This window comes from Saccharothrix mutabilis subsp. mutabilis, assembly GCF_039521145.1.
GTDB lineage: Bacteria > Actinomycetota > Actinomycetes > Mycobacteriales > Pseudonocardiaceae > Actinosynnema > Actinosynnema mutabilis.
The window spans coordinates 215,798-239,471 of the sequence record NZ_BAAABU010000010.1; the positions used below are offsets into that span (position 1 = coordinate 215,798).

Below are 23,674 nucleotides of genomic sequence, written 5' to 3' on the forward strand. Positions count from 1 at the left end.
GCGGCGGGCTCAGCAGCCGCCCTGCTGCCCCATCAACCCGGTGTTGTCGTCTTCGATCGCCTGGTACTGCCGTTCGACCAGGGTCAGGGCGTCCATCGCGCCCTTGAGCTGTTGCTGGTAGTTCTGCAACGCGGTGAGCGCCGAGTCGCCGGACTCCAGCGAGCGCTCGTTGAACTTCTCCGCCGCGTCCTGGCTGACCGGGTCACCGGCCCAGGGGCGGACCCGGACCTCGGTGATGGCCAGCTCGATCTGCTTGTCGAGCTTGGTCAGCGCGCCCGCGAACGCGCTGCGCAGGCTCGGGATGGCGTTGGGCTCGACGCTCAGCGCCTGCGACAGGGGCGCTGGTGGCGTGCCCGTGTCCGCGCCGTGGCCGTGGTCTTCCGACGGCATGGACGACCTCCCCGTCTTCGCGTATCGCGCGTCAGCATGGTCACTCTAGCCACACGGTCCGACAGCGGGGAGTGGGCGGAGCGCACTTCCCCCGCGTGGGTCAGCCGCGTTGCAGCAAACCGGCGACAGCGGCTTCTGCCACCCGTTGTGCTCCTTGGCAGAGAATGTCCTGGGACACCTTCGTTTTGTTACCGCCGTCGCGGAACATCACGTCCAGGAACTGTCCTTGGGCGACGTCCACCTCGACGTTGCACACCTCCTCCAGGCCCGGGGTCCGCACGGTCAGCGCGGGAAATCCCCCGACAGTGGCGGGTTGCGCTTCCACCTGCGCGTTCTCCGACAGCCAGACGGCGACGCCCTCGACGGTGACCAGCGCGAGCCGCACCACGTTGCCGCTGATGCCGCTGCGCATGGTGCAGGCCTTCGCGTTGCCGAAGCTCGTCTCGACGTAGGGGCTGGGCGGGTTGTCGAGGCTGAGCTGGAGCCGCTGCTCCTCGCTGAGCACCGCGCAGGGGTCCACCTGGTCCAGCGGCAGGTCCCGGGGTCGCGGTGGCAACTGCGGGACCGTGGTCGTGGTGGCCGGGAGGGGTTCGTCGACCCGCCCGTCGGCCTTCTTCTCGGGCAGGGGCGTGCACGCCGTGGTGACCAGCGCGACCAGCGCGGTGACCGTGCGAGCAACCCTCATGCGCACCTACCGTAGCCGGGTCCACACGCCGTGTGAACTGCCTGCCGTGAAACCGCATTTTTGCGCAACGCGTTCCGCGGCTTTGTCGCAGGGGGTGCAGGAGAGCGTTTCGAGGTCGAGAAAACCGAACGCGAAGCCCGCGACAGCCGCCACGGCGGCGGTCGCGATCCCCTTTCCGCGGTGGTGCGGGGAGATCCAGCAGAACAGCTCTCCGGTGGACTTCACGGCCACCTCGCCGACCGCGGTGTTCGACAACTGTTCACACACGGCCCACGAACAGCCGGCGTCGGTTTCCCACTCGTTCGCCCGGAGCGCGACGTGCTCCCCGGCGCGGTCGAGGGACCCGAACCGCTCGGCGAGGGTGTGCCGGTCGTCGATCCGGTCGTCCACCCGCAACTGGCGCAGGTAGTACTCGCCCGCGTTGATCTCGACCGGCTCCATGCCCCGGGAGGTTAATCGGTGGCCAACCGCGACCACTGGAGGAGGTCGTGGTGGACGCCGTGCACCATCTCCGCGCCCCGCAGGGTGCCCTCCAACGTGAAGCCGCACTTCTCCGCCACGCGGCGGGAGGCGAGGTTGGCGACGGAGTGCCGGTAGCCGACCCGGTGCAGGCCGACGACGTCGAAACCGTGCCGGAGGGCGGCGCCGAGCGCCGAGACGGCCACACCGCGGCCCCGGTGGGTGGCGGCGGTCCAGCAGACGGCGAGGGCGTTGCGATCGTGGTGGTCGAGGTCGCGCAGGCACACCTCGCCCGCGATGGCCCCGGCGTCGTCCCGGACGACCCAGGAACAGCGCTGGTCGGCGGCCCACTGCCAGGCGCGGTAGCCGATGAACGCCCGGGCGGCCTGCTCGTCGGGGAGCCGGTAGCCGGACAGCCAGCGGCCGATGGCGTCGTCGTCGACGGCGGTGAGGAGGGCGGGTGCGTCGGCGGGGGTGAGCTGGTTGAGCACGAACCCGTCCGCCTTGAGGTCGACCGGCTCCATGGTGCGACGGTAGCCGGGGCGGGGGTGCGACGACAGGAGGGGGCGAGGACAGGAGGGGGCGAGGACTCCAAGCACGCGGAGCGTGCAGGGCGCGGCGGCGGGCTGGACTGGGCGGGGTGGGGCGGCCGGGCTGGCTGGCCGGGCTGGCTGGCTGGGCGGGGCTGGCTGGCTGGGCGGGGCTGGCCGGCCGGGGCTGGCCGGCCGGGGCTGGCCGGCCGGGGCTGGCCGCGCCGGCCAAGCCGGGCCCGCTGGCCAAGCCGGGCCCGCTGGCCAAGCCGGGCCCGCCGGCCAAGCCGGGCCCGCTGGCCAAGCCGGGCCCGCTGGCCAAGCCGGGCCGGGCCGGCCAAGCCGAGCCGGCCAAGCCGGGCCGCGCCGGCCAAGCCGAGGCGGCCAAGCCGAGGCGGGGTCAGTCGGTGAGGAAGGCGTCGTGGTGGTCGGCCAGCGATTCCAGAGTCGTGCGGTGGGTGTGGGCTGGGGTGCCGTCCGGGGCTGTGGCGAGTTCGATCAGCCAGTCCGCGTCTTCCGCGTCGTCCTCACCGGCCAGGAGGTCCTTGTGGACCGTGCACGGCGTCCAGCCCTCCGCCGCCAGCGTCTTCGCCAAGGCCTCCGCCTCGTCACGATCGTGCAGGACCAGCAGTAGATAGTCAGTCAACTACCAAGCCCCGTTCACGCAGAGCCGCCCTCAGAGCTGCCGGGTTCGGCGTGTGGACGCCGTCCATGCCCACCGCCCGCGCACCGGCCGCGTTGTCGGCGTTGTCGTCGCAGAAGACGGTGTCCTGGGGCGCGAAGCCCAGGAGATCCAGAGTCTTCAGATAGGCCTCTGGGGTTGGCTTGATCGCGCCCAGTTCACAGGACAGAACGATCGCGTCGAACTCCGCCGTCAGGTTGAGGAGTGTTAGATCGTTGAACGATTTTGTTGTTGCATTGCTCAACAATCCTACTGTTGAACGGGTGCGGGCCTCGCGGATCAAGGGAAGGGCTTCCGGGATCACCCTGCCGGGCCTTGTCCAGGCGTGGACTGCCGAGGTGGCGGCGGTCGGGCCTATGCGGGTGGCCAAGGCCGCGCGGATCGCGGCGCGCCAGGATTCGTCCGGGACCTCGCCCAGGAGCGCCGGGGTGGCCAGCGAGAAGGCGACCTGCGCGAGCGTGCCGCGCGGGAGGCCGTGGGCGTCCTCGATCGGAGCGTCCGGGCCGAACTGCCGCACCACGCCGTCCAAGTCGAGCAACAGCAGGGTCAACGGTTGCCCATCCGCCCCACGATCAACGCCACGGCGGGCACGAGCAAGAACACGAACGGGTTGCGCACCAAGAAGAACAACGCCACGCACAGCAACCCCACAACGGGCACGGCGACCTGCATCAACCGCCGGTCCGCCGAGGACCGGTCCACCCCGCCCGCCGCGGGACGCACCGAAGGCAAAGGCGCGACCTGCGCGAACCGCGGGTGCGGCTCGGGCAGGTCGTCGAACAACGCCAGCACCTCGCCGCGGGTCTTGGCGGCGGTCACCCGGGCGGTCCGGTCGCCGTACTCGTCGACGTCCAGCCGGCCCTCGGACAGGTGCTCGCCGAGCAGCTCGATCGCCCGCTGCCGCTCGGCGTCACCGATCCGGATGTCCCGTTCGCCCACGAACCAGAGCTTATTCCTTGATTTCGCAAAGAACGGTGCCCTGGGTCACCGTGGCACCCGGTTCCGCCGCGAGCCCCGTCACCACGCCGGCCTTGTGCGCGGTCACCGGGTTCTCCATCTTCATGGCCTCCAGCACGACGATCAGGTCACCGGCCTCGACCTGCTGGCCGTCCTCGACCGCGACCTTCACGATGGTGCCCTGCATCGGCGCGGCCACCGCGTCACCGGACGCCGCCGCGCCGCCCTTGCCACCGGCCCGCTTGCGCGGCTTGGCCTTCGCCCCGCCGCCCTTGGCCACCGGCGCGCCCGCGGCGAGGCCACCGGGCAGCGACACCTCCAGCCGCCGGCCGCCGACCTCGACCACCAGGGTCTGGCGCGGCTCGTCCTCCTCGGCCTCCGCGCCGTCGGTGAACGGCGGGATGGTGTTGTCGAACTCGGTCTCGATCCACCGCGTGTGCACGGTGAACCCGTCCCCCGTGCCCACGTACGCCGGGTCGCGCACGATCAGCCGGTGGAACGGCAGCACCGTCGCCATGCCCTCGACGACCATCTCGTCCAGCGCCCGCCGCGCCCGCTCCAGCGCCTGCGTCCGGTCCTCGCCGGTCACGATCAGCTTCGCCAGCAGCGAGTCGAACTGGCCGCCGATGACCGTGCCGCTCTCGACCCCCGCGTCCACCCGGACACCCGGCCCGGACGGCGCGATGAACGTCGTCACCGCGCCCGGCGCGGGCAGGAAGTTGCGGCCGGCGTCCTCGCCGTTGATGCGGAACTCGATCGAGTGCCCGCGCGGCGTCGGGTCCTCGGTGAAGCGCAGCTTCTCGCCGGCGGCGATGCGGAACTGCTCCCGCACCAGGTCGACGCCTGCGGTCTCCTCCGACACCGGGTGCTCGACCTGCAACCGGGTGTTGACCTCCAGGAACGAGATCGTGCCGTCCAGCGCCACCAGGTACTCGACGGTGCCGGCGCCGTGGTAACCGGCCTCCTTGCAGATGGCGCGCGCCGACGAGTGGATCTTCGCCCGCTGCTCGTCGGTCAGGAACGGCGCGGGCGCCTCCTCGACCAGCTTCTGGTGGCGGCGCTGCAACGAGCAGTCGCGGGTGCCGACGACGATCACGTTGCCGTGCTGGTCGGCCAGCACCTGCGCCTCGACGTGCCGCGGCTTGTCCAGGTAGCGCTCGACGAAGCACTCGCCGCGCCCGAACGCGGTGACCGCCTCGCGCACGGCGCTGTCGAACAGCTCGGGGATCTCCTCCAACGTCCGCGCGACCTTGAGCCCGCGCCCGCCGCCGCCGAACGCCGCCTTGATCGCGACCGGGAGCCCGTGCTCCTTCGCGAACGCGACGACCTCGTCCGGGCCGGACACCGGGTCCTTGGTGCCGGGCACCAGCGGCGCGCCGGCGCGCATCGCGATGTGCCGGGCGGTGACCTTGTCGCCCAGGTCGCGGATGGCCTGCGGGGTCGGCCCGATCCAGATCAGACCCGCGTCGAGGACCGCCTGCGCGAAGTCGGCGTTCTCGGACAGGAACCCGTAACCGGGGTGCACCGAGTCCGCGCCGGAGCGCTTGGCGACGTCCAGCAGCTTGTCGACCGAGAGGTAGCTGTCACCGGGCGTGCTGCCGCCCAGGGCGAACGCCTCGTCGGCGAGCCGGACGAACGGTGCGTCGCGGTCGGGGTCCGCGTAAACGGCGACGCTGGCCAGACCGGCGTCCTTGCAAGCGCGGATGACCCGGACGGCGATCTCACCGCGGTTGGCGACGAGGACCTTGCGCAGCGACACGACGTCCTACCTCCTGGCAGCGCTGATGTGGAGTGATGGCTCGGCAGTTTAGTGACTGGTCAGTAATACGTGGTGGAGAGACAGCTCACGTCGGGGTGGGACAATCGGCGATCGTGTCACGTCCGAACCTCCCCGCGCTGCTCACAGCTTGCTTGGCCGTGGCCATCACCGCGGCAGGGATGGTCTTCGCCTGGTCACTGCGACCCGACGACACCGCCGAACGGGGGGTTTCGCCGACCCAGGACGAGCTGCGCTGCGGCCCGACCGCCTGCCAGGCGGTGGTGAGCGCGGACGTGGGTCGCGACACGGTGGCGGTCCTGGTCGGCCAGGCCGCGGGCGTCGGCGGCGGACAGGGCCAGGGCGCGGGCCGGATCAGCACGAACGGAGCGTCCGGCCGGAACATCTTCGAGCTGACCATCGCCGAGCAGGGCGCCGCGATCACCGACGGCTCGCTGGAGTGCGTGGACGCGGAGGTGGCGGTGTGCCTGGTCCGCGGTCCGGCGCGGTCGGAGGTGCTGGGCGAGGTGCTGGTCCGCCGGTCGGGGGCGTGGTCGCGGGCGCAGGTCCCGTACGTCGCCGGGGGTGGCTACCTGGGGCTGCACGACGTGGACGCGGACGGGGTCGCGGACGTCGTGGCAGTGCAACGCGCGTGCGCCCCGGGCGTGGACTGCGCGCGCCGGTTCGCGCAGGTGTTCTCGCTGGTGGGGCCGTCGACGGACCTGGGCTGCACGGCGGTCGTGCCGGACGCGTCCCAGCTCCCCGGCTGGCCCGCGGTCCAACCCGGCCGGAGCCAGCTGCACCCCTGCGGCGAGTAGTCCGGCAGCAGACCACGCCCGAGTAGCCCGGCAGCACACCCGCCGACTGCCCTCGCAGCAGCACGCCCCGCCCACTGCCCGCCCAACAGCCGAGCACCCGGCCCGATGACGTGCGAACACGTCGGGCCGGGTGCGTCGGTGCGGCTTCGCGGCGTTACGCCGGCACGGCCTCGCGCCGGTCGGACAGCAGCGGGGGCGCGCTGGGGGCGTTGAGGACCTCGTCGTCGAGCAGGCCCTCGGAGCGGGCGACCAGGACGGGGACCGTGATCTGGCCGGCCACGTTCGTCGCCGTGCGGACCATGTCCAGGATCGGGTCGATCGCGTACACCACGGCCACGCCGGTCGCGATGACCTCCGGCGGCAGGTTCACCGCGCCCAGGGTCAGGGTCAGCATCGTGAACCACCCGGTCGTGCCCGCCGTCGCCAGCGCGCCGAACACCGCGACCGCCACGATGGCCACGTACTGCCACAGGCCCAGCTCGATGCCGAACAGGTTCGCGATGAACACCGTCGCGATCGCCGGGTACACCGCCGCGCAACCGTCCATCTTCGTGGTCGTGCCCAGCGGGACGGCGAAGGACGCGTAGTCGTCGTCCACGCCCAGGTTCGCGGCGGTCTGGCGGCTCAGCGGCAGCGTCGCGCCGGACGAGCGGGACACGAACGCGAACTGGATGGCCGTCCACGCCTTCGAGAAGAACGTCACCGGGCTGACCCGGCCCACGAACCGCAGCAGCACCGGGTACACCACGAACAGCACCAGCAGCGTCCCGCCGTACACGGTCGCGATCAGGCTGAACAGCGGGCGGACGAAGTCGTTGCCGTAGGTGGCGAACGCCGTCCCGATCAGGCCGAACACGCCGATCGGGGCGAGCAGCACGATCCAGCCGACGATCTTCTGCACCAGGTCGAACGCCGACCGGGTCAGGCTGACGAACGGCGCGGCCTTCTCGCCCAGCGCGTACGCGGCGAAGCCGACCAGGATCGCGATGAACACGACCTGGAGCACCTCGCCCTCGGTGAAGGCGGAGAACAGGTTCGACGGGACGAGCGTGTCCAGCAGCGTCGACCACGACCCGCCCTCGCGGCTCGCGAGCCGCTTGAGCGCGGCTTCGGTCGGTTCGACCTGGACGCCGGTGCCCGGCTTGAAGACCACCGCGATGGCGAGGCCGATCAGGACCGCGATCAGCGAGGTGATCGCGAACCAGAGCAGCGTCTTGCCGCCCAGGCGCGCGGCGCGCTGGCCGCCGAGGCGGCGCAGGCTCGTGATGCCCACGACGATCGCCGTGAACACGAGCGGGATGACGGTGAACTGGAGCAGGCTCGTGAAGACGTCCCCGAGCTTCTCCAGGGTGGTGGTCAGCCACGTCCGGCCGGTGGACTTGGCCACCCAGCCCGCCAGCGCGCCCAGGACGAGGGCCGCGAGGACGGTGACGCCGAAGACCTTCGGCTTGGTGTACGTGCGGATGAACGACATGTCGACTTCTTTCGGGTGCGCAGGGCTCGGCGGGCGGCTACTGCGCGTGACAGCCCGTGTTCTGCCTGCGGCCGAAGTCGATGTGGCGACGGCGCGTCAAAAGTTCGTTCATCGGCTCCCCCAACGCGATGTCCCTGGGTGGAGCTTCCCGGATCAGCGAAAATGTGACAACGGCTACCAGATGTCGGACACCACGACGTCCAGCCGGCGCAGCAACCGCCTGGTCAGGGGCAGGCTGATGCCGATGACGCTGGACGGGTCGCCGTCGATGCCGTCGACGAACCAGCCGCCGAGCCCGTCGAGCGTGAACGCGCCCGCGACCTGGAGCGGTTCGCCGGTGGCGAGGTAGGCCTCCAGTTCGGCGTCGGAGGGGGTGCCGAACCGGACGTGGGTGGCTTCGTGGTCGGCGACGCCGTCGGTGACCCGGCCGTTCTCGACCTTGAGGACGGCGTGGCCGGTGAGCAGCGTGCCGGTGGTGCCGGCCATCTTGCGCCAGCGGGCGCGGGCGTTCTCGACGGTGCCGGGCTTGCCCTGGACCTCGCCGTCGGCGGTGAGCAGCATCGAGTCGCAGCCGACGACCAGGGCGTCCTGCTCGTCGGCGGCGATCACCTCGGCCTTGGCGCGGGCGAGGGCGGTGACCAACTCGGCGGGGGTGGGGTCGGTGAGCGCGGCGGCGACGGCGTCCTCGTCGACCCCGGACACGCGGACGACGGGCTCGATGCCGGCGCTGCGGAGGACGTTCAGGCGGGCGGGGGACGCGGAGGCAAGCACGAAGCGCACGGCCGAACCCTAACGCCCGGGCCGCCGGATCATCGCCGGACACCACCCGGCCACGCGCCACACCCGCGACCGGAACGCGCGCCCCGCCAAACTGCCGCCTGCCCGCACCGAAGCCGCCGACTCGCGTCGAAGCCGCCAGCCCGTCGAAGCCGCCAGCCGCGCGTGTTTCGCCGTCGTTCGTGGCTGGGTGCGGCCTCCGGCCCCCGTCTCCATTGTCGCATCGGGTACCGACAAAGGCGCTCGGCGAGACCAGTCGCGCAAGGCCGGGCCGCCGGTCAGCGGCTCGGGCGTGCGGCTCTGTGTCGTAGTTGCGGGTGGGTGGCCGGTTCGTGCGCGGTGATCGGCTTAGGCTGGCGTTGGCACCGCTGGCGTGGGGAGGCGCGGATGGTGGTCGACCCGGTTTCGGGTGCGTTGGGTGCGGTGTTCGGGACCGCGTTCGACGGGTTGCTCCAGCACGGTGTCGGCGGGTTGGCGCACCGCGTGGACGACCGGCGGCGGATCAGGGCGTTGGCCAAGCCCGACCGCGTCGTCCGGCGGGTGGCCGAGGAGCTGGTCGGCTTGCGGCGGACCGAGTTGCCGGGGGTCTCCGACGCCGAGTGGCGGCGGGCGGCCGAGGCCGTTCGGGACGTCCTGAACGGCGTGTCCTGGGAGCGGTTGGCCAAGGAGCCCGCCGACCTCGTCAACGCCGAGCGGTTGGCCAAGCGGGTGCCCGCCACGACCGCGGAGTTCAGCGCGGGCGGTCGGGCGGCCTACGAATTGCTGCTGGCCGGGTGTTGCGCCGGGCTGGCGGAGATGGCGCGGTCGGTCGACCGGATCATGCGGGACCTCCAGGTCGGGGTCAGCGACGGCGTCACCGAGCTGCTCGAACGCGACGCGCGGCGGGCCGACCACTTCGACCTCCGCTACGCCGAGTACGTCGTCCGGACGACCAGCTCGTTCGAGCTGTTCGGCGTCGCGCGCGGGCGGGGACCCGGGCGGCACTCGTTCGACCGGTCCTACGTGAGCCTGGCCGTCGCGCGGCGGACCGGGCGGGACGACGACGCGTTGACCGGGGCCGGGGTCAGCGCCGCGACCGCGTTCGAGGACGCCCGGCGCGTCCTGCTGCGCGGGTCGGCGGGCGCGGGGAAGACGACGTTCCTGCGGTGGCTCGCCCTGACCGCCGCCCGCGACGGGCTGGTGCCGTTCTTCGTGCCGCTGCGGCAGTTCGCGGACGGGCCGCTGCCGACCCCGGAACGCATCCTCGACACCACCGCGCCCGTGCTGGCCGAGGAGAAACCCGACCGGTGGGTGGTCGGGCGGTTCCGCGACGGGCGGGCGTTGCTGCTGGTGGACGGCATCGACGAGCTGGGCTCCGAGCGCCGGGCGGAGGCCGAGCAGTGGCTGGAGGACCTCGTCGCCGCCTACCCCGACGCCCGGTACGTGGTGTCCACGCGCCCGTCGGCGGTGGACGAGAACTGGCTCAGCGAGGCCCGGTTCACCACCTACGACCTGCTGCCGATGTCCGCCAAGGGCGTCCGCGACTTCCTCACCGCCTGGCACGACGCCGCCCGCGCCGAGCAGCCCGAGTTCACCGACTGGCTCGACCGGTGCGAGCAGACCCTGGCCGAAACGCTGGCCACCCGGGCGGACCTGCGCCGGCTCGCGTCCAGCCCGCTGCTGTGCGGGCTGCTGTGCGCGCTGCACCAGGACGGCGGCATGCACCTGCCCCGCGACCGCAAGTCCCTCTACGACGCCGCCCTGGACCTGCTGCTGGTCCGCTGGGACGAGCAGCGCGGCGTCCACGTGGACGCCGACCGGTTCGGCTTCTCCAAGGAGGAGCAACTGGTCGTGCTGCAACGGTTCGCGTACTCGCTGGTGCGCAACAGCCGCCAGCTCGTCGCGAAGTCCAAGGCGCGCCAGTGGATCGGCAGCGCCATGCGCGGCCTGCGCCCGCACGACGCCGAGCCCGCCCAAGTGCTGCAACGGTTCTTGGAACGCACGGGCCTGCTGCGCGAGTCCCTGCACGGCGACGTCCAGTTCGTGCACCGCACGTTCCGCGACTACCTGGCCGCCAAGGAGGTCGTGGACTCCGGCGACCTGGGCCCGCTGGTCGACCACGCCCACCGCGACGACTGGCACGACGTGGTGGTGATGGCCGTCGCCCACGCCCGCCCGGTCGAGCGCGCCGAGGTGCTCGCGGGCCTGCTCGACGGCAACGAGGCCGCCCGCCACGACCCGCGCGTGGCCGACCTGCTGCACCTGCTCGCGGCGGCGGCCGTCGAGCACGCCGACGTCGTCGGCCGGGTGGACAAGCGGCCCGACGTGCGCGACGAGGTGCGCCGCGCGGTGGCCCGGCTCATCCCGCCGACCACGATGACCGCCGCCGAGACCCTGGCGTCGGCGGGCGCGTTCGTGCGCGACCTGCTCCCGGACACGCCCGAGGGCCTGACCGACATCGAGGCCGCGTGCGTGGTGCGGGTGATCGCCATGATCGGCGGCGAGGGCGCGCTGGAGAAGATCAAGCCGTTCACCGAGCTGGGCGAGTCCGTGGTGCTGGACGAGCTGCTGCGCGCGTGGCGGCACTCACCCAACCCGGAGGACTACGCCCGGACCGTGCTGGCCGAGGTGGACTTCGGCGACCAGCGCGTGGACCTGCGCGGCTGGCACCGCATCCGGCACGTCCACCACCTGCGGCACCTGCACCACCTGCGCTGCCTGGGCGGCTGGTCGCCGCTGGACCCGGTCGCGGCGACGCCCGGCCTGCGCCGGCTGGAGTTGATGCAGAACGAGGTGCTGAAGTCGCTGGAACCGTTGGCGGGCCACGGTTCCCTGCGTTCCTTGCACCTCACGCAGTGCCCCGGGGTGCGGGACCTGTCGCCGTTGGCGCGCACCGGGGTGGAGGAGCTGTCCCTGCACTTCACGCCCGCCGACCTGCGGACTTTGAAGGGGGCCCGCCTGCACGCGTTGCACGTGCGGCACCCGGCGCTGGAGACCGGGTTGGCCGCGATCCCGGCGGACCTGCCGTTGCGGGTGCTGGCGGTGGACAACCGGCCGCCGGGGCGGTCGTTGCTGGGGGTGTCGCGGTGGCCGGGGTTGCGGGTGGTCGAGTGCTACGGCATCCCGCACCCGGCGGAGTTGGCTGAGCTGGCCGAGTTGCCGGCGTTGGAGAGGTTGGTGATCCGGCAGCCTGAGGCGCCGGTGGAGTTGGCCGGGCTTGGCGATCGGGTGGCGGTTGAGGTGGCTGCGTGAGGTGGCTGCGTGAGGTGGCTGGTGTGAGAGGGCCGGCGTTCAGGGCTGCGTAGGGCGAGCGTAAAAGAAGGCTGCGTAGAACTACCGATGCGTGTGGCGTGCGGGTTGGGCAACCTCGAAGGTGTGCAGCGCTGGGCTCTGGTGGTCCGCCGGATCGACCGGGCTCGCGGTCGGCGGTGGTGGCTGGCCGTGCCCGCGGCCCTGGTGGTCGCGGTGGCGGCGGTGGTGGTCTCGACCGACCCGGTCGGGTACGGGGTGCCGTTCTGGCCGTTCCTGAGCCGGGCCGACCGCGACGACCTGCGGGTCATGGAGGCCGTGGCCGGCGCGGCGCGGGCCGAGGGCGACCCGGCCCGGGTGCCCGTCGCGGTGGCGGCGGACGGGGTGGAAGTCCTGGCCTCGCGGTTGAACGCGCCGCACGGCGCGGTGTGGATGCGCGTCCGGTACCACGTGCACGACGGGGTGCGGTGTCGTGAGGTCATGGTGTTGGGCGACCGCGTCCAGGTCACCAGTCGGCGCGTCGATTGCTGACTTCGGGAGCTTCGGGCATCGCTTCGCTCTTGTGCCTTGTGCGCTGGCGCGCTTCCAAGATCAAAAGCGAAAGATCAAAAGCAGCGCTCGCCGCGCGGCAGGCCCCCGGGGGTGGAAGGGCGTCGGTTCGTTCCCCGTACGGCCTGCCGGAGGCAACCACCCTTGGGGGTTCTTGGCAACCGGTGGAGCGTGGTTGCCAAGAACCCCCAAGCGCGGTTGGGCTGCGCCCAGGCCGTACGGGGAACGAACCGAGGCCCTTCCTGTGGCTTGGCAGCCCGAACGAACCGAGGCCCTTCCTGTGGCTGGTAGCCCGTGGCGCCTGCGGCGCGTTGTTCGCGTTTTAGCCGGGTAGGGCGGAGGTGCGCCAGGCTCCCGGGCCGTGGGGTAGGGGGCGGCGGACCAGGCGGGTCGGGTCGGACCACGCCGAGCGGCGTGGGGATTCCTCTTCCGCCTCGGTCGTGCCCAGGGTGGTCACCACGGCCGTGAGGGCCGCCAGTTCCTCGTCCGTCGGGGTGCCCCGGACCACGCGCAGGTAGGGGCGGTTCGACTCGGTCTCGGGGTGCACAGCGGCCTCCGGCTCGGTCACAGCGGGATGTTCCCGTGCTTCTTGGGCGGCAGGGTTTCGCGCTTGTCCCGCAGCATGGACAGCGCGCGGGCCACGTAGGAGCGCGTGTACGACGGCGGGATCACACTGTCGATGTAACCACGTTCCGCGGCCACGTAGGGGTTGCACAGCGTGTCTTCGTACTCCTGCTGCAACTGGGCCCGCAGCGCCTCGACGTCCTGGCCCTCGGCCGCGGCGGTGGCGAGGGTCTTGCGGTGCACGATGTTCGCCGCGCCCTGCGCGCCCATGACCGCGATCTGCGCCGTCGGCCACGCCAGGTTGATGTCCGCGCCCAGGTGCTTGGAGCCCATGACGTCGTACGCGCCGCCGTACGCCTTGCGGGTGATCACGGTGACCAGCGGGACGGTGGCCTCCGCGTAGGCGTAGATCAGCTTCGCGCCGCGGCGGATGATGCCGTTCCACTCCTGGTCGGTGCCGGGCAGGAAGCCGGGCACGTCCACGAAGGTCAGCACCGGGATGTTGAACGCGTCGCACGTGCGCACGAACCGCGCCGCCTTCTCCGACGCGTCGATGTCCAGGCAGCCCGCGTACTGGGTCGGCTGGTTGGCCACCACGCCGACCGAGTGGCCGTCCACGCGGCCGAAGCCGACCAGGATGTTCGGCGCGAACAGCGGCTGGACCTCCAGGAACTCGCCCTCGTCCAGCACGCGGGTGATGACCTCGTGCATGTCGTAGGGCTGGTTCGCCGAGTCCGGGATCAGGGTGTCCAGCTCGCGGTCCTCGTCGGTGATCGAGTCCTCGACCGAACCGTGGACCACGTCGTCGGGAGCCTCGAACACCGGCGTCTCGGACATGTTGTTCGCGGGCAGGTAGGACAGCAGCTCCTTGACGTAGGAGATGGCGTCCTCCTCGTCCGAGCCGAGGTAGTGCGCGTTGCCGGACTTGGTGTTGTGGGTGCGCCCGCCGCCCAGCTCCTCGAAGCCCACGTCCTCGCCGGTGACGGTCTTGATCACGTCCGGGCCGGTGATGAACATGTGCGAGGTCTGGTCGACCATCACGACGAAGTCGGTCAGCGCCGGCGAGTACACGTGCCCGCCCGCGTTCGCGCCCATGATCAGGGAGATCTGCGGGACGACGCCGGACGCGGCCACGTTGCGGCGGAAGATCTCGCCGTAGAGGCCGAGCGAGACGACACCCTCCTGGATGCGCGCGCCGCCGCCCTCGTTGATTCCCACGATCGGGCGACCCGTCTTGATGGCCAGGTCCATGACCTTGACGATCTTCTCGCCGTAGACCTCGCCGAGCGAGCCGCCGAAGACGGTCACGTCCTGGCTGAACACGCACACCGGACGGCCGTCGACGGTGCCGTAGCCGGTCACGACGCCGTCGCCGTACGGGCGGTTGCGCTCCTGGCCGAAGTTGGTCGAGCGGTGCCGGGCCAGCTCGTCCAGCTCGACGAACGAACCGGGGTCGAGCAGCAGCTCGATCCGTTCGCGGGCGGTCTTCTTGCCCTTGGCGTGCTGCTTCTCCACCGCCCGCGCGGACCCTGCGTGCACGGCCTCGTCGTTGCGGCGGTACAGGTCGGCCAGCTTGCCGGCCGTGGTGTGGACGTCCGGCTCCTCGCCGATGGGGGCGGTCGCACTACTCATGAACGGGCAGCTTAACCAGACCGGGCACGTGAGGTACCCGTGAGTAGCCCAGCTCACTGAGACGGTGCTTGACCTCTACCGCGCTGGAGGTTGCAGGCTTGATCACGAGCGGCCCGCCCCGCCTCCACACCGCTCCGACAGCGCGCGGGGCGGGTCGCCGCATCGCCGCAGGCGATGCGGTCCACCACAGTCGCTTCTAGGCTGCACTGCGTGAGCACGCCACTTGATGCCGGAGTTCTTCGGGAACGGCTCGTCGGCACGCACTTCGCCAAGCTCGACGTTGTCGCCTCGACGGGGTCGACCAATGCCGACCTGCGGACCGAGAAGGTCGATCGTTCGGTGTTGATCGCTGAAGAGCAGACCGCCGGGCAGGGGCGGCGGGGGCGGTCGTGGACGTCGCCTGGTGGTGGGCTTTATCTGAGTGTGCTTTTTCGGCCCGTCGGGGTTCCGCCTCAGCGGTTGCCGTGGTTGACGTTGATCGCCGGGGTCGCGTTGGTGCGCACGGCCGCGTCGGTGGGTGTCCCGGCCTCCCTGAAGTGGCCGAACGACCTGCTCGTCGGTGACCGCAAGGCCGCCGGCGTGCTGGCCGAGATCACCGCCGACCACTCCGTCGTCGTCGGCATCGGGCTGAACGTGGGCGAGCTGCCCGAGGGGATCGAGCCGGGCGCGGGCGGGCTGGAGCCGACCAGTCTCGCCGAGCACGCCGACCGGCCGCTGGACCGCACCGAGGTCGCCACCACCCTGCTCGACGAGCTGGCCCACCTCGAACGGGCCTGGCGCGACGCCCAGGGCGACCCGCACGCCTCCGGCCTGTACGACGAGTACGTGCGCGAGTGCTCCACGCTGGGCCGCCGGGTGCGGGTGGACCTGTCCGAGGGGCAGCTCTCCGGCACCGCCCAGGACCTGGAGGTGGACGGCACCCTGCTGGTCCGCGACGACCACGGCGTCGACCACCCGGTTTCCGCCGGGGACGTGGTGCACCTCCGGGTACGGTGAGGGCCACCAGCGCTGACGCGAAAGGACCGCCGTGGCCTACCCGGACGACCTGCTCAGCCCCGGCGAGCACGTCGTGCTCCACAAGCACCCGCACTGGAAGGTGCTGGTCCCGCCGGTCCTCGTGCTCGTGGTCGTGGTCGCGGCGGCGGTCGCACTGGCCGTGCTGACGGATTTCGGGCAGGTCGCCTGGCTGGTCATCGGCGTCCTCGCGCTGGCAGTGGTGGTCTGGTTGACGCTCGTGCCCGTGGTGCGGTGGCGCACCACGCACTTCATCGTCACCAGCGACCGCGTGATGTACCGGGAAGGCGTCCTCAAGCGCACCGGGCTGGACATCCCGCTCACCCGCATCAGCAGCGTCCGGTTCGCGCAAGGTCTGCCGGACCGGGCGCTGGGCTGCGGCACGCTGGTGGTGGAGTCCTCGTCCGACGAGCCGCTGGAGTTCGACGACATCCCGGGCGTGGAGAAGGTGCACTCCCTGCTCTACCGGGGGATCAACGACAACCCGGACGACGATGTCCAGCCGGGGGAAAGGGTCGGCGATGGGCGCGCGTGAGGTCGGTCTGCCGGACCGGGTCGGCGGCGACGGGCTGCCGGAGAGCGTGACGATCTGGGAGGTCGGTCCCCGCGACGGGCTCCAGAACGAGAGCTCCGTGGTGCCGGTGGAGGTGAAGCTGGAGTTCCTGGACCGGCTCGCCGACGCGGGCGGGAAGGTCCTGGAGGCCACCAGTTTCGTGCACCCCAAGTGGGTGCCGCAGCTGGCCGACGCCGAGGAGCTGCTCGCGGGCCTGGACCGCCGGGACGGCGTGGGCTACCCCGTGCTGGTGCCCAACGAGCGCGGCCTGGACCGGGCGTTGAAGGCGGGCGTCGAGCACATCGCGATCTTCGCCTCCGCCACGGAGACGTTCGCCCGCAAGAACCTCAACTCGTCGCTGGACGAGCAGTTCGCGATGTTCGACCCGGTGGTGGCGCGGGCGCGGGCCGAGGGCCTGAAGGTGCGCGGGTACGTGTCGATGTGCTTCGGCGACCCTTGGGAAGGGGCCGTGCCGCGCGAGCAGGTCGTGGGCGTGGGCAAGCGCTTGCTGGACATGGGCTGCGACCAGCTCTCCCTGGGCGACACGATCGGCGTCGCCACGCCCGGCCAGGTCACGGCGCTGATCCGCGGCTTCGACCGGGTTGACCAGCTCGCCGTGCACTTCCACGACACCTACGGCCAGGCGCTGTCCAACACGTACGCGGCGCTGCTGGCGGGCGTGCGGACGGTGGACTCGTCGGCGGGCGGCCTCGGCGGGTGCCCGTACGCGGAGTCCGCGACCGGCAACCTGGCCACCGAGGACCTGGTGTGGATGCTCGACGGCCTGGGCATCGCCCATGGCGTCGACCTGGACAAGCTGTGCGACACCAGCGCCTGGATGGCGGGCAAGCTGGGCCGCCCGAGTCCGTCCCGGGTGGTGCGGGCGCTGCGCGGATGAAGGCCGTCGAGCTGACCGGGGAGACGTGGCCGCTGCTGGTCGAGCTGTTCGGCCCCAACGGCGCGGTCACCGGGTGCTGGTGCACGTTCTTCCTGCGTGACCGCGCCGAGTGGCGGGCGGGCCAGGGCGACGGCAACCGCGACTTCCTCCGGTCCCGGCTCGGCGACCCGCTCGGGGTGCTGGCGGTGGAGGACGACACCGCGCTGGGCTGGGTCGCCGTCGCGCCCCGGCCCTACTACCCGCGGCTGGCGGCGATGAAGGCGGCGGCCGGCGACTTCCCGCCCGACACGTGGTCGGTGACGTGCTTCTTCATCCACCGCACGGCGCGCCGGCGCGGGGTGGGGAAGTTCCTGTTGGAGGAAGCGGTCGCGTTCGCGGCCGGGCGCGGCGCGAAGCACGTCGAGGGCTACCCGGTGGACACCGGCGGGGCGAAGAAGGGGTCCGGCGACCTCTACCACGGCACGCTGGGCATGTTCACCGACGCCGGGTTCGGCCTGGTGGAGCGGAAGGGCCCGAACCGGGCGCTGGTCCGGCGAGCGGTCTGAATTCCCGCCACGGCGGCGGGAACCGGGACAGGGGTCGTAACGTCCAACGCGCGACCGACGACCATGCCCGGCGACGGCGCAGACCGGAGGTGGCCGTGACGACCGATCACCGAGCCCAGGTGGACGAACTGCTGGCGGACTACCGCCGCAGCCGGGACCAGCTCGCGTCCGTGCAACGCGACCTGGCGAAGGTGAGCGCGTCCGCGACCAGCCCGGACGGTTCGGTCACGGCGACCGTCGGCGCGCAGGGCACGCTGACCGACCTGGAGCTGACCGACGCCGCCTACCGGATGCGGCCCGCCCAGCTCGCCCAGGTGATCGTGCGGACGACCCAGGAGGCCACCGCCAAGGCCGCCGAGCGGAGCTACCGGGCGATGGCCCCGGTGCTGCCCGCCGGGACCGACCCCGAAGCGCTCGTGCGCGGCACCGCGGACCTCCGCCCGGAGGAGATCGCGCCGCCCGCGCCGAAGCGGCCCCGCCCGGTCGTCGAGGACGACGAGGACTTCGAGCAGCGCGACTGGCTGAACGTCGAGACCACCGGGGGACCCAGATGAGCGGTTTCGAGACCGACCTCGCCAAGCTGACCGCCGGCGCCACCGACTTCGGCGCGTTCGCGGAGCGGGCCGGGACGATCTTCGGCGACCTCGGCGGCGTGCTCGACTCGTTCGGCGCGTGCTGGGGCTCCGACGCCATCGGGCAGAGCTTCGCCTCCTCGCACGTCCAGCCCGCCACCGACGCCCTGAGCCGCCTCGGCGACCTCGGCCGCGAGTTCGGCGGCATCGGCGACCGACTCACCGAGACCGCCCGCACCTACCGCGCGGCGGAAGACGGCACCAGCACCTCCTTCGGCGCGATCTAAAGGGGCAGGGGATGGGGATCGAGCTGCCGGCCGAGCTGGCCGAGGTCGCCGCCAAAGCGGGCGTGACCTGGCCGCAGGCCGACGAGGACGCGCTGCGCTCGTCCGCCGGCGCGTGGCGCGAGGCGGGCACCAGGCTCTCCGCGCTGGCCGGCGAGTCCGACGGGGCGGCGTCCCGGGCGCTGACCGGCCTGACCGGCGAAACCGGCGACGCGGCCAGCCGCCACTGGACGAGGTTCACCGGCCCGGACGGCAAGCTGAACGAGGCCGTGCGCGGCTGCAACGCCGCCGCCGACCGGTTGGACCACGCGGCCCAGCAGGTGGGCGCGGCCAAGGTCGAACTGGTGCGGGAACTGGTCAACCTGGCCAAGAACAACGACGCGGCCAACCAGGCCGCCGCGGCCGGCCACCCGACGGCGTTGCTGGGCCTGGACACGGCCGTGCGGGGCGCGGCGGCCAACGTCGCGCACCTGACCGACACGCTGACCAGCGCGGTCCGCCTGGACAGCGGCGTCCAGATCGGCGGCCGACCGCTGGTGGACTCCAACCCCGGCGTGCACGGCCCGGCCGGTCCCGGCGAGGGTCCGGCCGTGCCCGGGAACGGTTCGGCAGACGGACGCGCTCCCGGCTCTTCGGGCGGTGCGCCCGGTGGTGTTCCGGGTGGTGCGCCCGGTGGTGCTCCGGGTGGTCTGCTCGGCGGTGGCGGCCTGCTCGGCGGTCAGCCCGGCCAGGGCGGTTTGCTCGGCGGCATCCTCGATGGCGGCCAGAACCAGGCACAACAGCCGGTCGCACCGGGCCAGGGACAGCCGGGCCAGGCTCAGCCGGGTTCCGGGCAGGGTGGTGGACTCCTCGGCCGGGTGGTCGAGACGGTCGCCGCGCCCGTGGCGGCGGTCGTGGACCCGGTGCTCGACACGACCGGCCAGGTCGTGCACGGCGCGGTGGAGGTCGTGGGCGACACGGCGCAGGGCGTGACGGACACCGTCGGCCGGACCGTGCAGGGCGCGGCGGACGTGCTGCCCGGCGGCCCGCCCGGCCACGACGGTCCGCAGGGTCACGACGGTCCGCAGGGCCGCCCCGACGCACCCGGACGCGCGCAGGTCGCGCCCGGTCTGGTGGAGCAGGTCGCTTCGCCGGTGCTCGGCGGTGGTCCCGCCCAGCCGGTCGTGGAGACGGTCGGTCGTGCGGCGGACACCGTGACGCAGTCGGCGGCGGCGGTCCTGGAGCGGCCGTTGTTGCCGACGGAGACGCTTCACGCGCCCGCCCAGCCGGCGGGTCCGACGACGAGCACGCCCCAGGGACCCGGTGTCGGTGCTCCCGGTATCGGTGGTCCCGGTATCGGTGGTCCCGGTGCCGGTGGCCTCGGTGGTGGACCCGGCGGCGGTCTTGGTGGTGTCAGCGGTGGCGGCGTGTCCGCTCCGGCCGCCGGTGCTGTGGCGGGCGGCGCGGCGGCGGGTGGCGCGGCGGCCCAGTCCCCAGCGGCTGCCCAGGGTCAGGCGCAGTCCCCAGCGGCGCAGCAACCGGCACGTCCCGGCCAGGTCGCCGGACAACCGATCTCGGCCGGTCCCGCCCAGGGAAGTCCGGCATCGGCCGGTGCGGCTCAAGCAGGCCAGGGTCAGACCTCGGCGCAGAACCAAGGCGGCCAGGGCAACCAGTCCAGCCAGGGCAACCAGTCCGGCCAGAACCCGAGCAGCCAGAACCAGTCCGGGCAGAACCAGTCCGGCCAGCCCAAGGACGCCGTCGCCCCCAAGGACGCCACCGCTCCGAAGGACCCGGCCAGGGACGCCGCCAAGGCCGCCGAGCAGGCCGCCTACGGGCTCGCCGTCCTCCCGCTGGCCCGCGACCTCCTGGTCCGCGGTGGTCAGGCGCAGGCGTTCCTGCCGGGCTGGGTGCCCGGTCAGGCGGCGACCGGCGGACCGACCCACGGGTACGTCGGCACCGGTCACGCGGCGGGCGGGGTGTCGTTCGGCTCGATGTCCGGGGTGCTCGGGACCGGACCGGCGGTGCCGATGGAACTGCCCGGCGCACCTCAGCGCGCCGCCCAGACCGCCGAACCCAGTGACGAGTCGGTCGCGCTCTTCCTGCTCCACATGTTCCCCGGCGGCACCCTGCCGCCCGCCCGGCGCACGCCGGCCCGGCAGCTGCCGACGCCGTCCGAGGAGCAGGAGTTCGCCTCGGGACTGCGGTTCGAGCCGCAGGGCCACCCCGACGGCGACCTGGTCGACGCGTCCGCCCGCCCGCTGCCGAGGTTCGCGCACGGCCCGGCCGCCGAGCCCGACCCGGCGCTGCTGGACGGCTACGACCCGTTGGCCGGCATGCACGAACGCGACTGGGACCGCCGGTTCCTGGTCCGCGCCGACCCGCCCGAGTACGCGTGGCCACCGGGTGAGCTGTTCCCCGAGGGCGGGTACGAGGCCGGGCAGCCCGGTGTGCTCGCGGTGGGCGTCGAGCTGGACCGGTTCGGCACGCCCGAGGGCCGGGTGCTGTCCGAGCTGGGCACGCCCTTCGCCGAGCGCTCCCTGCCGCCCGCCGCGCTGGACGCCGGCTACCACCGGTACCGGGTGGTCCGGGAGCTGCCGGCGTGGTTCACGCTGTCCGCCGAGTGGTTCGGGCAGCCCGGCGGCGGGGTGCGGTACCGGACGACCCACGCGGTGGCCGAGCTGGTCGCCTTCGGCTACCTGGAGGAGGTCCGATGAACGCCGAGTCCGTCCAGGGCTGGCTGTTGGCGGTGGGCGTGCCCGCGGAGGTCGTGTCGATCGGGGCCGAGGCGGACAACACGTGGTGCCTGGTCCGCGACGACGAGGGCTTCGAGGTCTTCTGGCGCGAACAGGGCAACCGCTACGACTGGGCCCGGTTCACCAGCGAGGACGTGGCCTGCCACTACCTGTTCGGCCGCCTGGTGTGGGCGCAGGTGGTGCGCGGCGCGGTGGGCCTCCTCCCCCAACCCGACCAGACGGGGGAACCGGAGCACCCCGAGCAGGCGGACCGGACCCAGCCGGTGCCGGCCGCGACCGCCGCCGGCACTCCGGAAGCCGCCGCACCCCCGACGCCCGCCACTTCCGCTGCACCGGGCACGTCCGGCGAGTCGTCGGCTAGCGGGGCGTGAGGTCGGAGCGCCAGGTCACGCCCACCACGTCGTCGGCCTTGGGGACCGGCAGGTAGACGGCGAAGGTCGCGGGGCGGGCGGTGGACAGTTCGAGTCGTCCGCCGTCCGCGTCCACCAGCGCCCGCGCCAGGGCCAGGCCCACTCCGGTGGACCCGCCGCCGGACACGCCGCGTTCGAAGATGTGGCCGGCCAGCTCGTCCGGCACGCCCGAGCCGCCGTCGGCGACCTCGACCACCACGGTCCCCTCGTCGCGGCGCGCGGACACGACCACCTGGCCCTCGCCGTGCCGCAGGGCGTTGTCCAGCAGCACCCCGATGGCCTCCCGCAGCCGCGCCGGCGTCGCCCGCGCCAGCAACCCCTCCGGCACCCGGACCCGCAGCGCGCGACCGTCGCCGCGCAGCGGTTCGCGCCACTCCTCGGCGATCGCGGTCAGCGCGGTCCGCAGGTCCAGCGGCTCCGCGCCCACCGCCCGCGCCGCGCGGGCCGCCGCCAGCAGCTCGTTGAGCACCTCCGCCAACCGCTCCGCCTGCTCCAACGCCGCCCGCGCCTCCGCCGCCGTGTCCGGCTCCGGGTGCACCGACAACGCCTCCAACCGCAGCTGCAACGCCGTCAACCGGCTGCGCAACTGGTGCGACACGTCGCCGACCAGCTCCCGCTCCCGCTGCACCAGCAACGCCAGCGCCCCGGCGGACCGGTCCAGCGCCTCGGCGACCAGGTCCAGCTCCTCGACCCCGTGCCGCCGGTCGTCGCGCCGGAAGTCGCCCGCGCCCAACCGGGCCGCGCGCACCGCCACGTGCCGCAGGGGCGCGGCGAGCTTGCGGGCCGTCACGGTGGCGACGACCGTGCCGGTGCCCACCGACAGCACCACGAGCAGCACGACCAGCGCCGCCACCTGGTACTGGGACGTGTGCATCGGCCCCGACGGGATCTCCAGCCGCACGGTCCCCTGCTGCGCGATCGGTATCTCCACCGACAACGGGTCCGCGCCCGGCGAGGTCCCCAGCTCCTTGCGCCCGCCGGCGGAGGTCACCACCAGGTGGCCGCCCTCCGGGACGCCCACCTCGACCGGCGCGAGGTCGATCGGCTGGCCGGTCGCGATCTGGTCGTCGATCAACGCGGCGATCCGCTGCGCCCGCACCGACAGGTCGCCGCGCGCCCCGTCCTCGACCAGCCGCAGGGCGGTGTACCCGAGGGGGATGCCGAGCGCGAACCCGGTGACGGCGACGGCGAGCAGGATGGCCCGCAGTATGCGGCGGCGCATCAGTCAGCGGTGTTGAACCGGAAACCGACACCGCGCACGGTCGCGATCCGCCGCTCGACGGACCGCACGTCCCCGAGCTTCCGCCGCAACCACGACATGTGCATGTCGAGCGTCTTGCTGCTCTTCAGCTCCGGGTCGTTCCACACCTCGGACAGGATCTCGTCCCGGTGCACCACCTGCCCGGCCCGCTGGATCAGCACGCGCAGCAGCTCGAACTCCTTGTTCGCCAACTGCACCTCCTGCCCGTCCACGGTGACCCGCCGGGCCGCGAGGTCCATGCGCACCCCGTTGACCTCCAACGTCCCCGGCGCACGCCGGCGCAGCAGGGCGCGGATGCGGGCCATCAGCTCCGCCAACCGGAACGGCTTGGCCACGTAGTCGTCCGCGCCCGCGTCCAGGCCGACGACGAAATCGACCTCGTCGGAACGGGCGGTGAGCATCAACACGGGCACCCCGCGCCCACCGGCCCGCAGCCGACGGCACACCTCCAGCCCGTCCATGCCGGGCAACCCGAGGTCGAGCACCAGCAGGTCCACACCGCCGTGCACGGTGGCCTCCAACGCGCCGGGCCCGTCACCGACGACCTGCACCTGGTACCCCTCACGCTGGAGGGCGCGCGACAACGGCTCGGCGATAGCCGGGTCGTCCTCGGCCAACAAGACCACGCTCACACGCTCCAGCGTAGGCGCAAGCCCACACCGCAAGCCCCCTCGCCGCCCCCCGGATGCCACTCCTCGACTTCCAGGCGCGCAGCGCCGCACTTCCGGGCGCGCAGCGCCCCCGCTTTTGGCTTTTCCGTCCTCCCCGTACGGCCTGCCCGAAGGGCTACCACACTTTCCCGGGGTTGGCCAAAAAGTTTTGCGAGGGACGAGCAAAAGTTTTTCGACCAACCCCGGGAAAGTGTGGTCGGCTCCGCCAGGCCGTACGGGGAGGACGGAAAAGC

Annotated in this window: 24 protein-coding genes and 1 pseudogene; 11 read left to right on the plus strand and 14 right to left on the minus strand. The window is 72.7% G+C overall.

Annotated elements, in window-relative coordinates; translation table 11 throughout:
- Positions 1–9: 9 nt before the first annotated feature.
- The 8 genes from ABD126_RS22850 to ABD126_RS22885 form a co-directional block, all read right to left on the minus strand.
- A complete protein-coding gene (locus ABD126_RS22850; RefSeq protein WP_343935918.1) occupies positions 10–390 on the minus strand; it encodes a transcriptional regulator in 381 nt (126 codons plus the stop codon).
- Positions 391–490: 100 nt separating this feature from the next.
- A complete protein-coding gene (locus tag ABD126_RS22855) occupies positions 491–1,075 on the minus strand; it encodes a DUF3558 domain-containing protein (protein ID WP_343935919.1) in 585 nt (194 codons plus the stop codon).
- A 6-nt stretch (positions 1,076–1,081) separates the two neighbouring features.
- Positions 1,082–1,516: a GNAT family N-acetyltransferase gene (locus ABD126_RS22860; RefSeq protein ID WP_343935920.1), complete on the minus strand. Its 435-nt coding sequence runs from the start codon at positions 1,514–1,516 to the stop codon at positions 1,082–1,084.
- A gap of 11 nt (positions 1,517–1,527) precedes the next feature.
- A complete protein-coding gene (locus tag ABD126_RS22865) occupies positions 1,528–2,058 on the minus strand; it encodes a GNAT family N-acetyltransferase (RefSeq protein ID WP_343935921.1) in 531 nt (176 codons plus the stop codon).
- A gap of 406 nt (positions 2,059–2,464) precedes the next feature.
- Positions 2,465–2,710 (minus strand): hypothetical protein, encoded by a 246-nt coding sequence (locus ABD126_RS22870; protein ID WP_343935922.1) that lies wholly within the window; start codon positions 2,708–2,710, stop codon positions 2,465–2,467.
- Positions 2,703–3,296, minus strand: coding sequence for an HAD-IA family hydrolase (locus ABD126_RS22875; protein WP_343935923.1), 594 nt, complete (start codon positions 3,294–3,296; stop codon positions 2,703–2,705). Before ABD126_RS22875 ends, ABD126_RS22870 begins: the two co-directional genes overlap by 8 nt.
- Positions 3,293–3,685, minus strand: a complete 393-nt coding sequence (locus tag ABD126_RS22880) for a DUF1707 SHOCT-like domain-containing protein (protein WP_343935924.1) — start codon at positions 3,683–3,685, stop codon at positions 3,293–3,295. The genes ABD126_RS22875 and ABD126_RS22880 overlap by 4 nt, the downstream gene beginning before the upstream one ends.
- 10 nt (positions 3,686–3,695) lie before the next feature.
- On the minus strand, positions 3,696–5,462 hold the full coding sequence (locus ABD126_RS22885) for an acetyl/propionyl/methylcrotonyl-CoA carboxylase subunit alpha (protein WP_343935925.1): 1,767 nt from the start codon (positions 5,460–5,462) through the stop codon (positions 3,696–3,698).
- A 158-nt stretch (positions 5,463–5,620) separates the two neighbouring features.
- On the opposite strand from ABD126_RS22885, the gene ABD126_RS22890 reads away from it, so the two are divergent.
- On the plus strand, positions 5,621–6,277 hold the full coding sequence (locus tag ABD126_RS22890) for a hypothetical protein (RefSeq protein WP_343935926.1): 657 nt from the start codon (positions 5,621–5,623) through the stop codon (positions 6,275–6,277).
- A gap of 154 nt (positions 6,278–6,431) precedes the next feature.
- On the opposite strand, the gene ABD126_RS22895 is transcribed toward ABD126_RS22890, so the two are convergent.
- A complete protein-coding gene (locus ABD126_RS22895; protein ID WP_343935927.1) occupies positions 6,432–7,751 on the minus strand; it encodes a dicarboxylate/amino acid:cation symporter in 1,320 nt (439 codons plus the stop codon).
- A 174-nt stretch (positions 7,752–7,925) separates the two neighbouring features.
- Positions 7,926–8,531: a Maf family protein gene (locus ABD126_RS22900; RefSeq protein ID WP_343935928.1), complete on the minus strand. Its 606-nt coding sequence runs from the start codon at positions 8,529–8,531 to the stop codon at positions 7,926–7,928.
- A 384-nt stretch (positions 8,532–8,915) separates the two neighbouring features.
- Between ABD126_RS22900 and ABD126_RS22905 the strand changes: the two genes are divergently transcribed.
- Both ABD126_RS22905 and ABD126_RS22910 read left to right on the plus strand, forming a co-directional pair.
- Positions 8,916–11,759: an NACHT domain-containing protein gene (locus ABD126_RS22905; protein ID WP_343935929.1), complete on the plus strand. Its 2,844-nt coding sequence runs from the start codon at positions 8,916–8,918 to the stop codon at positions 11,757–11,759.
- A 123-nt stretch (positions 11,760–11,882) separates the two neighbouring features.
- On the plus strand, positions 11,883–12,287 hold the full coding sequence (locus ABD126_RS22910; protein ID WP_343935930.1) for a hypothetical protein: 405 nt from the start codon (positions 11,883–11,885) through the stop codon (positions 12,285–12,287).
- 340 nt (positions 12,288–12,627) lie between these two features.
- Here the strand turns inward: ABD126_RS22910 and ABD126_RS22915 are convergent, their stop codons facing one another.
- Together ABD126_RS22915 and ABD126_RS22920 are read right to left on the minus strand one after the other, a co-directional pair.
- The gene (locus ABD126_RS22915) at positions 12,628–12,873 is read right to left on the minus strand and encodes an acyl-CoA carboxylase subunit epsilon (RefSeq protein ID WP_343935931.1); all 246 of its coding nucleotides are present in this window, start codon (positions 12,871–12,873) and stop codon (positions 12,628–12,630) included.
- Entirely contained in the window at positions 12,870–14,501 is a 1,632-nt protein-coding gene (locus tag ABD126_RS22920) for an acyl-CoA carboxylase subunit beta (RefSeq protein WP_343935932.1), read from the minus strand. The genes ABD126_RS22915 and ABD126_RS22920 overlap by 4 nt, the downstream gene beginning before the upstream one ends.
- Before the next feature lie 174 nt (positions 14,502–14,675).
- On the opposite strand from ABD126_RS22920, the gene ABD126_RS22925 reads away from it, so the two are divergent.
- From ABD126_RS22925 to ABD126_RS22960, 8 genes and pseudogenes are all read left to right on the plus strand, one after another.
- Positions 14,676–15,497, plus strand: coding sequence for a biotin--[acetyl-CoA-carboxylase] ligase (locus ABD126_RS22925; protein ID WP_343935933.1), 822 nt, complete (start codon positions 14,676–14,678; stop codon positions 15,495–15,497).
- Between the two features lie 31 nt (positions 15,498–15,528).
- The gene (locus tag ABD126_RS22930) at positions 15,529–16,050 is read left to right on the plus strand and encodes a PH domain-containing protein (protein WP_343935934.1); all 522 of its coding nucleotides are present in this window, start codon (positions 15,529–15,531) and stop codon (positions 16,048–16,050) included.
- On the plus strand, positions 16,037–16,966 hold the full coding sequence (locus tag ABD126_RS22935) for a hydroxymethylglutaryl-CoA lyase (protein ID WP_343935935.1): 930 nt from the start codon (positions 16,037–16,039) through the stop codon (positions 16,964–16,966). Before ABD126_RS22930 ends, ABD126_RS22935 begins: the two co-directional genes overlap by 14 nt.
- Positions 16,963–17,511 (plus strand): GNAT family N-acetyltransferase, encoded by a 549-nt coding sequence (locus ABD126_RS22940; protein WP_343935936.1) that lies wholly within the window; start codon positions 16,963–16,965, stop codon positions 17,509–17,511. The genes ABD126_RS22935 and ABD126_RS22940 overlap by 4 nt, the downstream gene beginning before the upstream one ends.
- 95 nt (positions 17,512–17,606) lie before the next feature.
- Positions 17,607–18,065 carry a YbaB/EbfC family nucleoid-associated protein gene (locus ABD126_RS22945; RefSeq protein WP_343935937.1) on the plus strand — a complete coding sequence of 153 codons (459 nt, stop codon included), beginning with the start codon at positions 17,607–17,609 and terminating at the stop codon, positions 18,063–18,065.
- A complete protein-coding gene (locus ABD126_RS22950; protein ID WP_343935939.1) occupies positions 18,062–18,370 on the plus strand; it encodes a WXG100 family type VII secretion target in 309 nt (102 codons plus the stop codon). Before ABD126_RS22945 ends, ABD126_RS22950 begins: the two co-directional genes overlap by 4 nt.
- An 11-nt stretch (positions 18,371–18,381) precedes the next feature.
- Positions 18,382–21,060, plus strand: coding sequence for a TNT domain-containing protein (locus ABD126_RS22955; RefSeq protein WP_343935940.1), 2,679 nt, complete (start codon positions 18,382–18,384; stop codon positions 21,058–21,060).
- Positions 21,057–21,305, plus strand: a pseudogene (locus ABD126_RS22960) (hypothetical protein); the annotation flags it as partial. The gene ABD126_RS22955 and the pseudogene ABD126_RS22960, both read left to right, overlap by 4 nt.
- Positions 21,306–21,456: 151 nt before the next feature.
- Here ABD126_RS22960 and ABD126_RS22965 read toward each other — a convergent pair.
- Both ABD126_RS22965 and ABD126_RS22970 read right to left on the minus strand, forming a co-directional pair.
- Positions 21,457–22,731 carry an ATP-binding protein gene (locus ABD126_RS22965; RefSeq protein WP_343935941.1) on the minus strand — a complete coding sequence of 425 codons (1,275 nt, stop codon included), beginning with the start codon at positions 22,729–22,731 and terminating at the stop codon, positions 21,457–21,459.
- Positions 22,731–23,396, minus strand: coding sequence for a response regulator transcription factor (locus ABD126_RS22970; protein WP_343935950.1), 666 nt, complete (start codon positions 23,394–23,396; stop codon positions 22,731–22,733). The genes ABD126_RS22965 and ABD126_RS22970 overlap by 1 nt, the downstream gene beginning before the upstream one ends.
- Between the last annotated feature and the right edge of the window lie 278 nt (positions 23,397–23,674).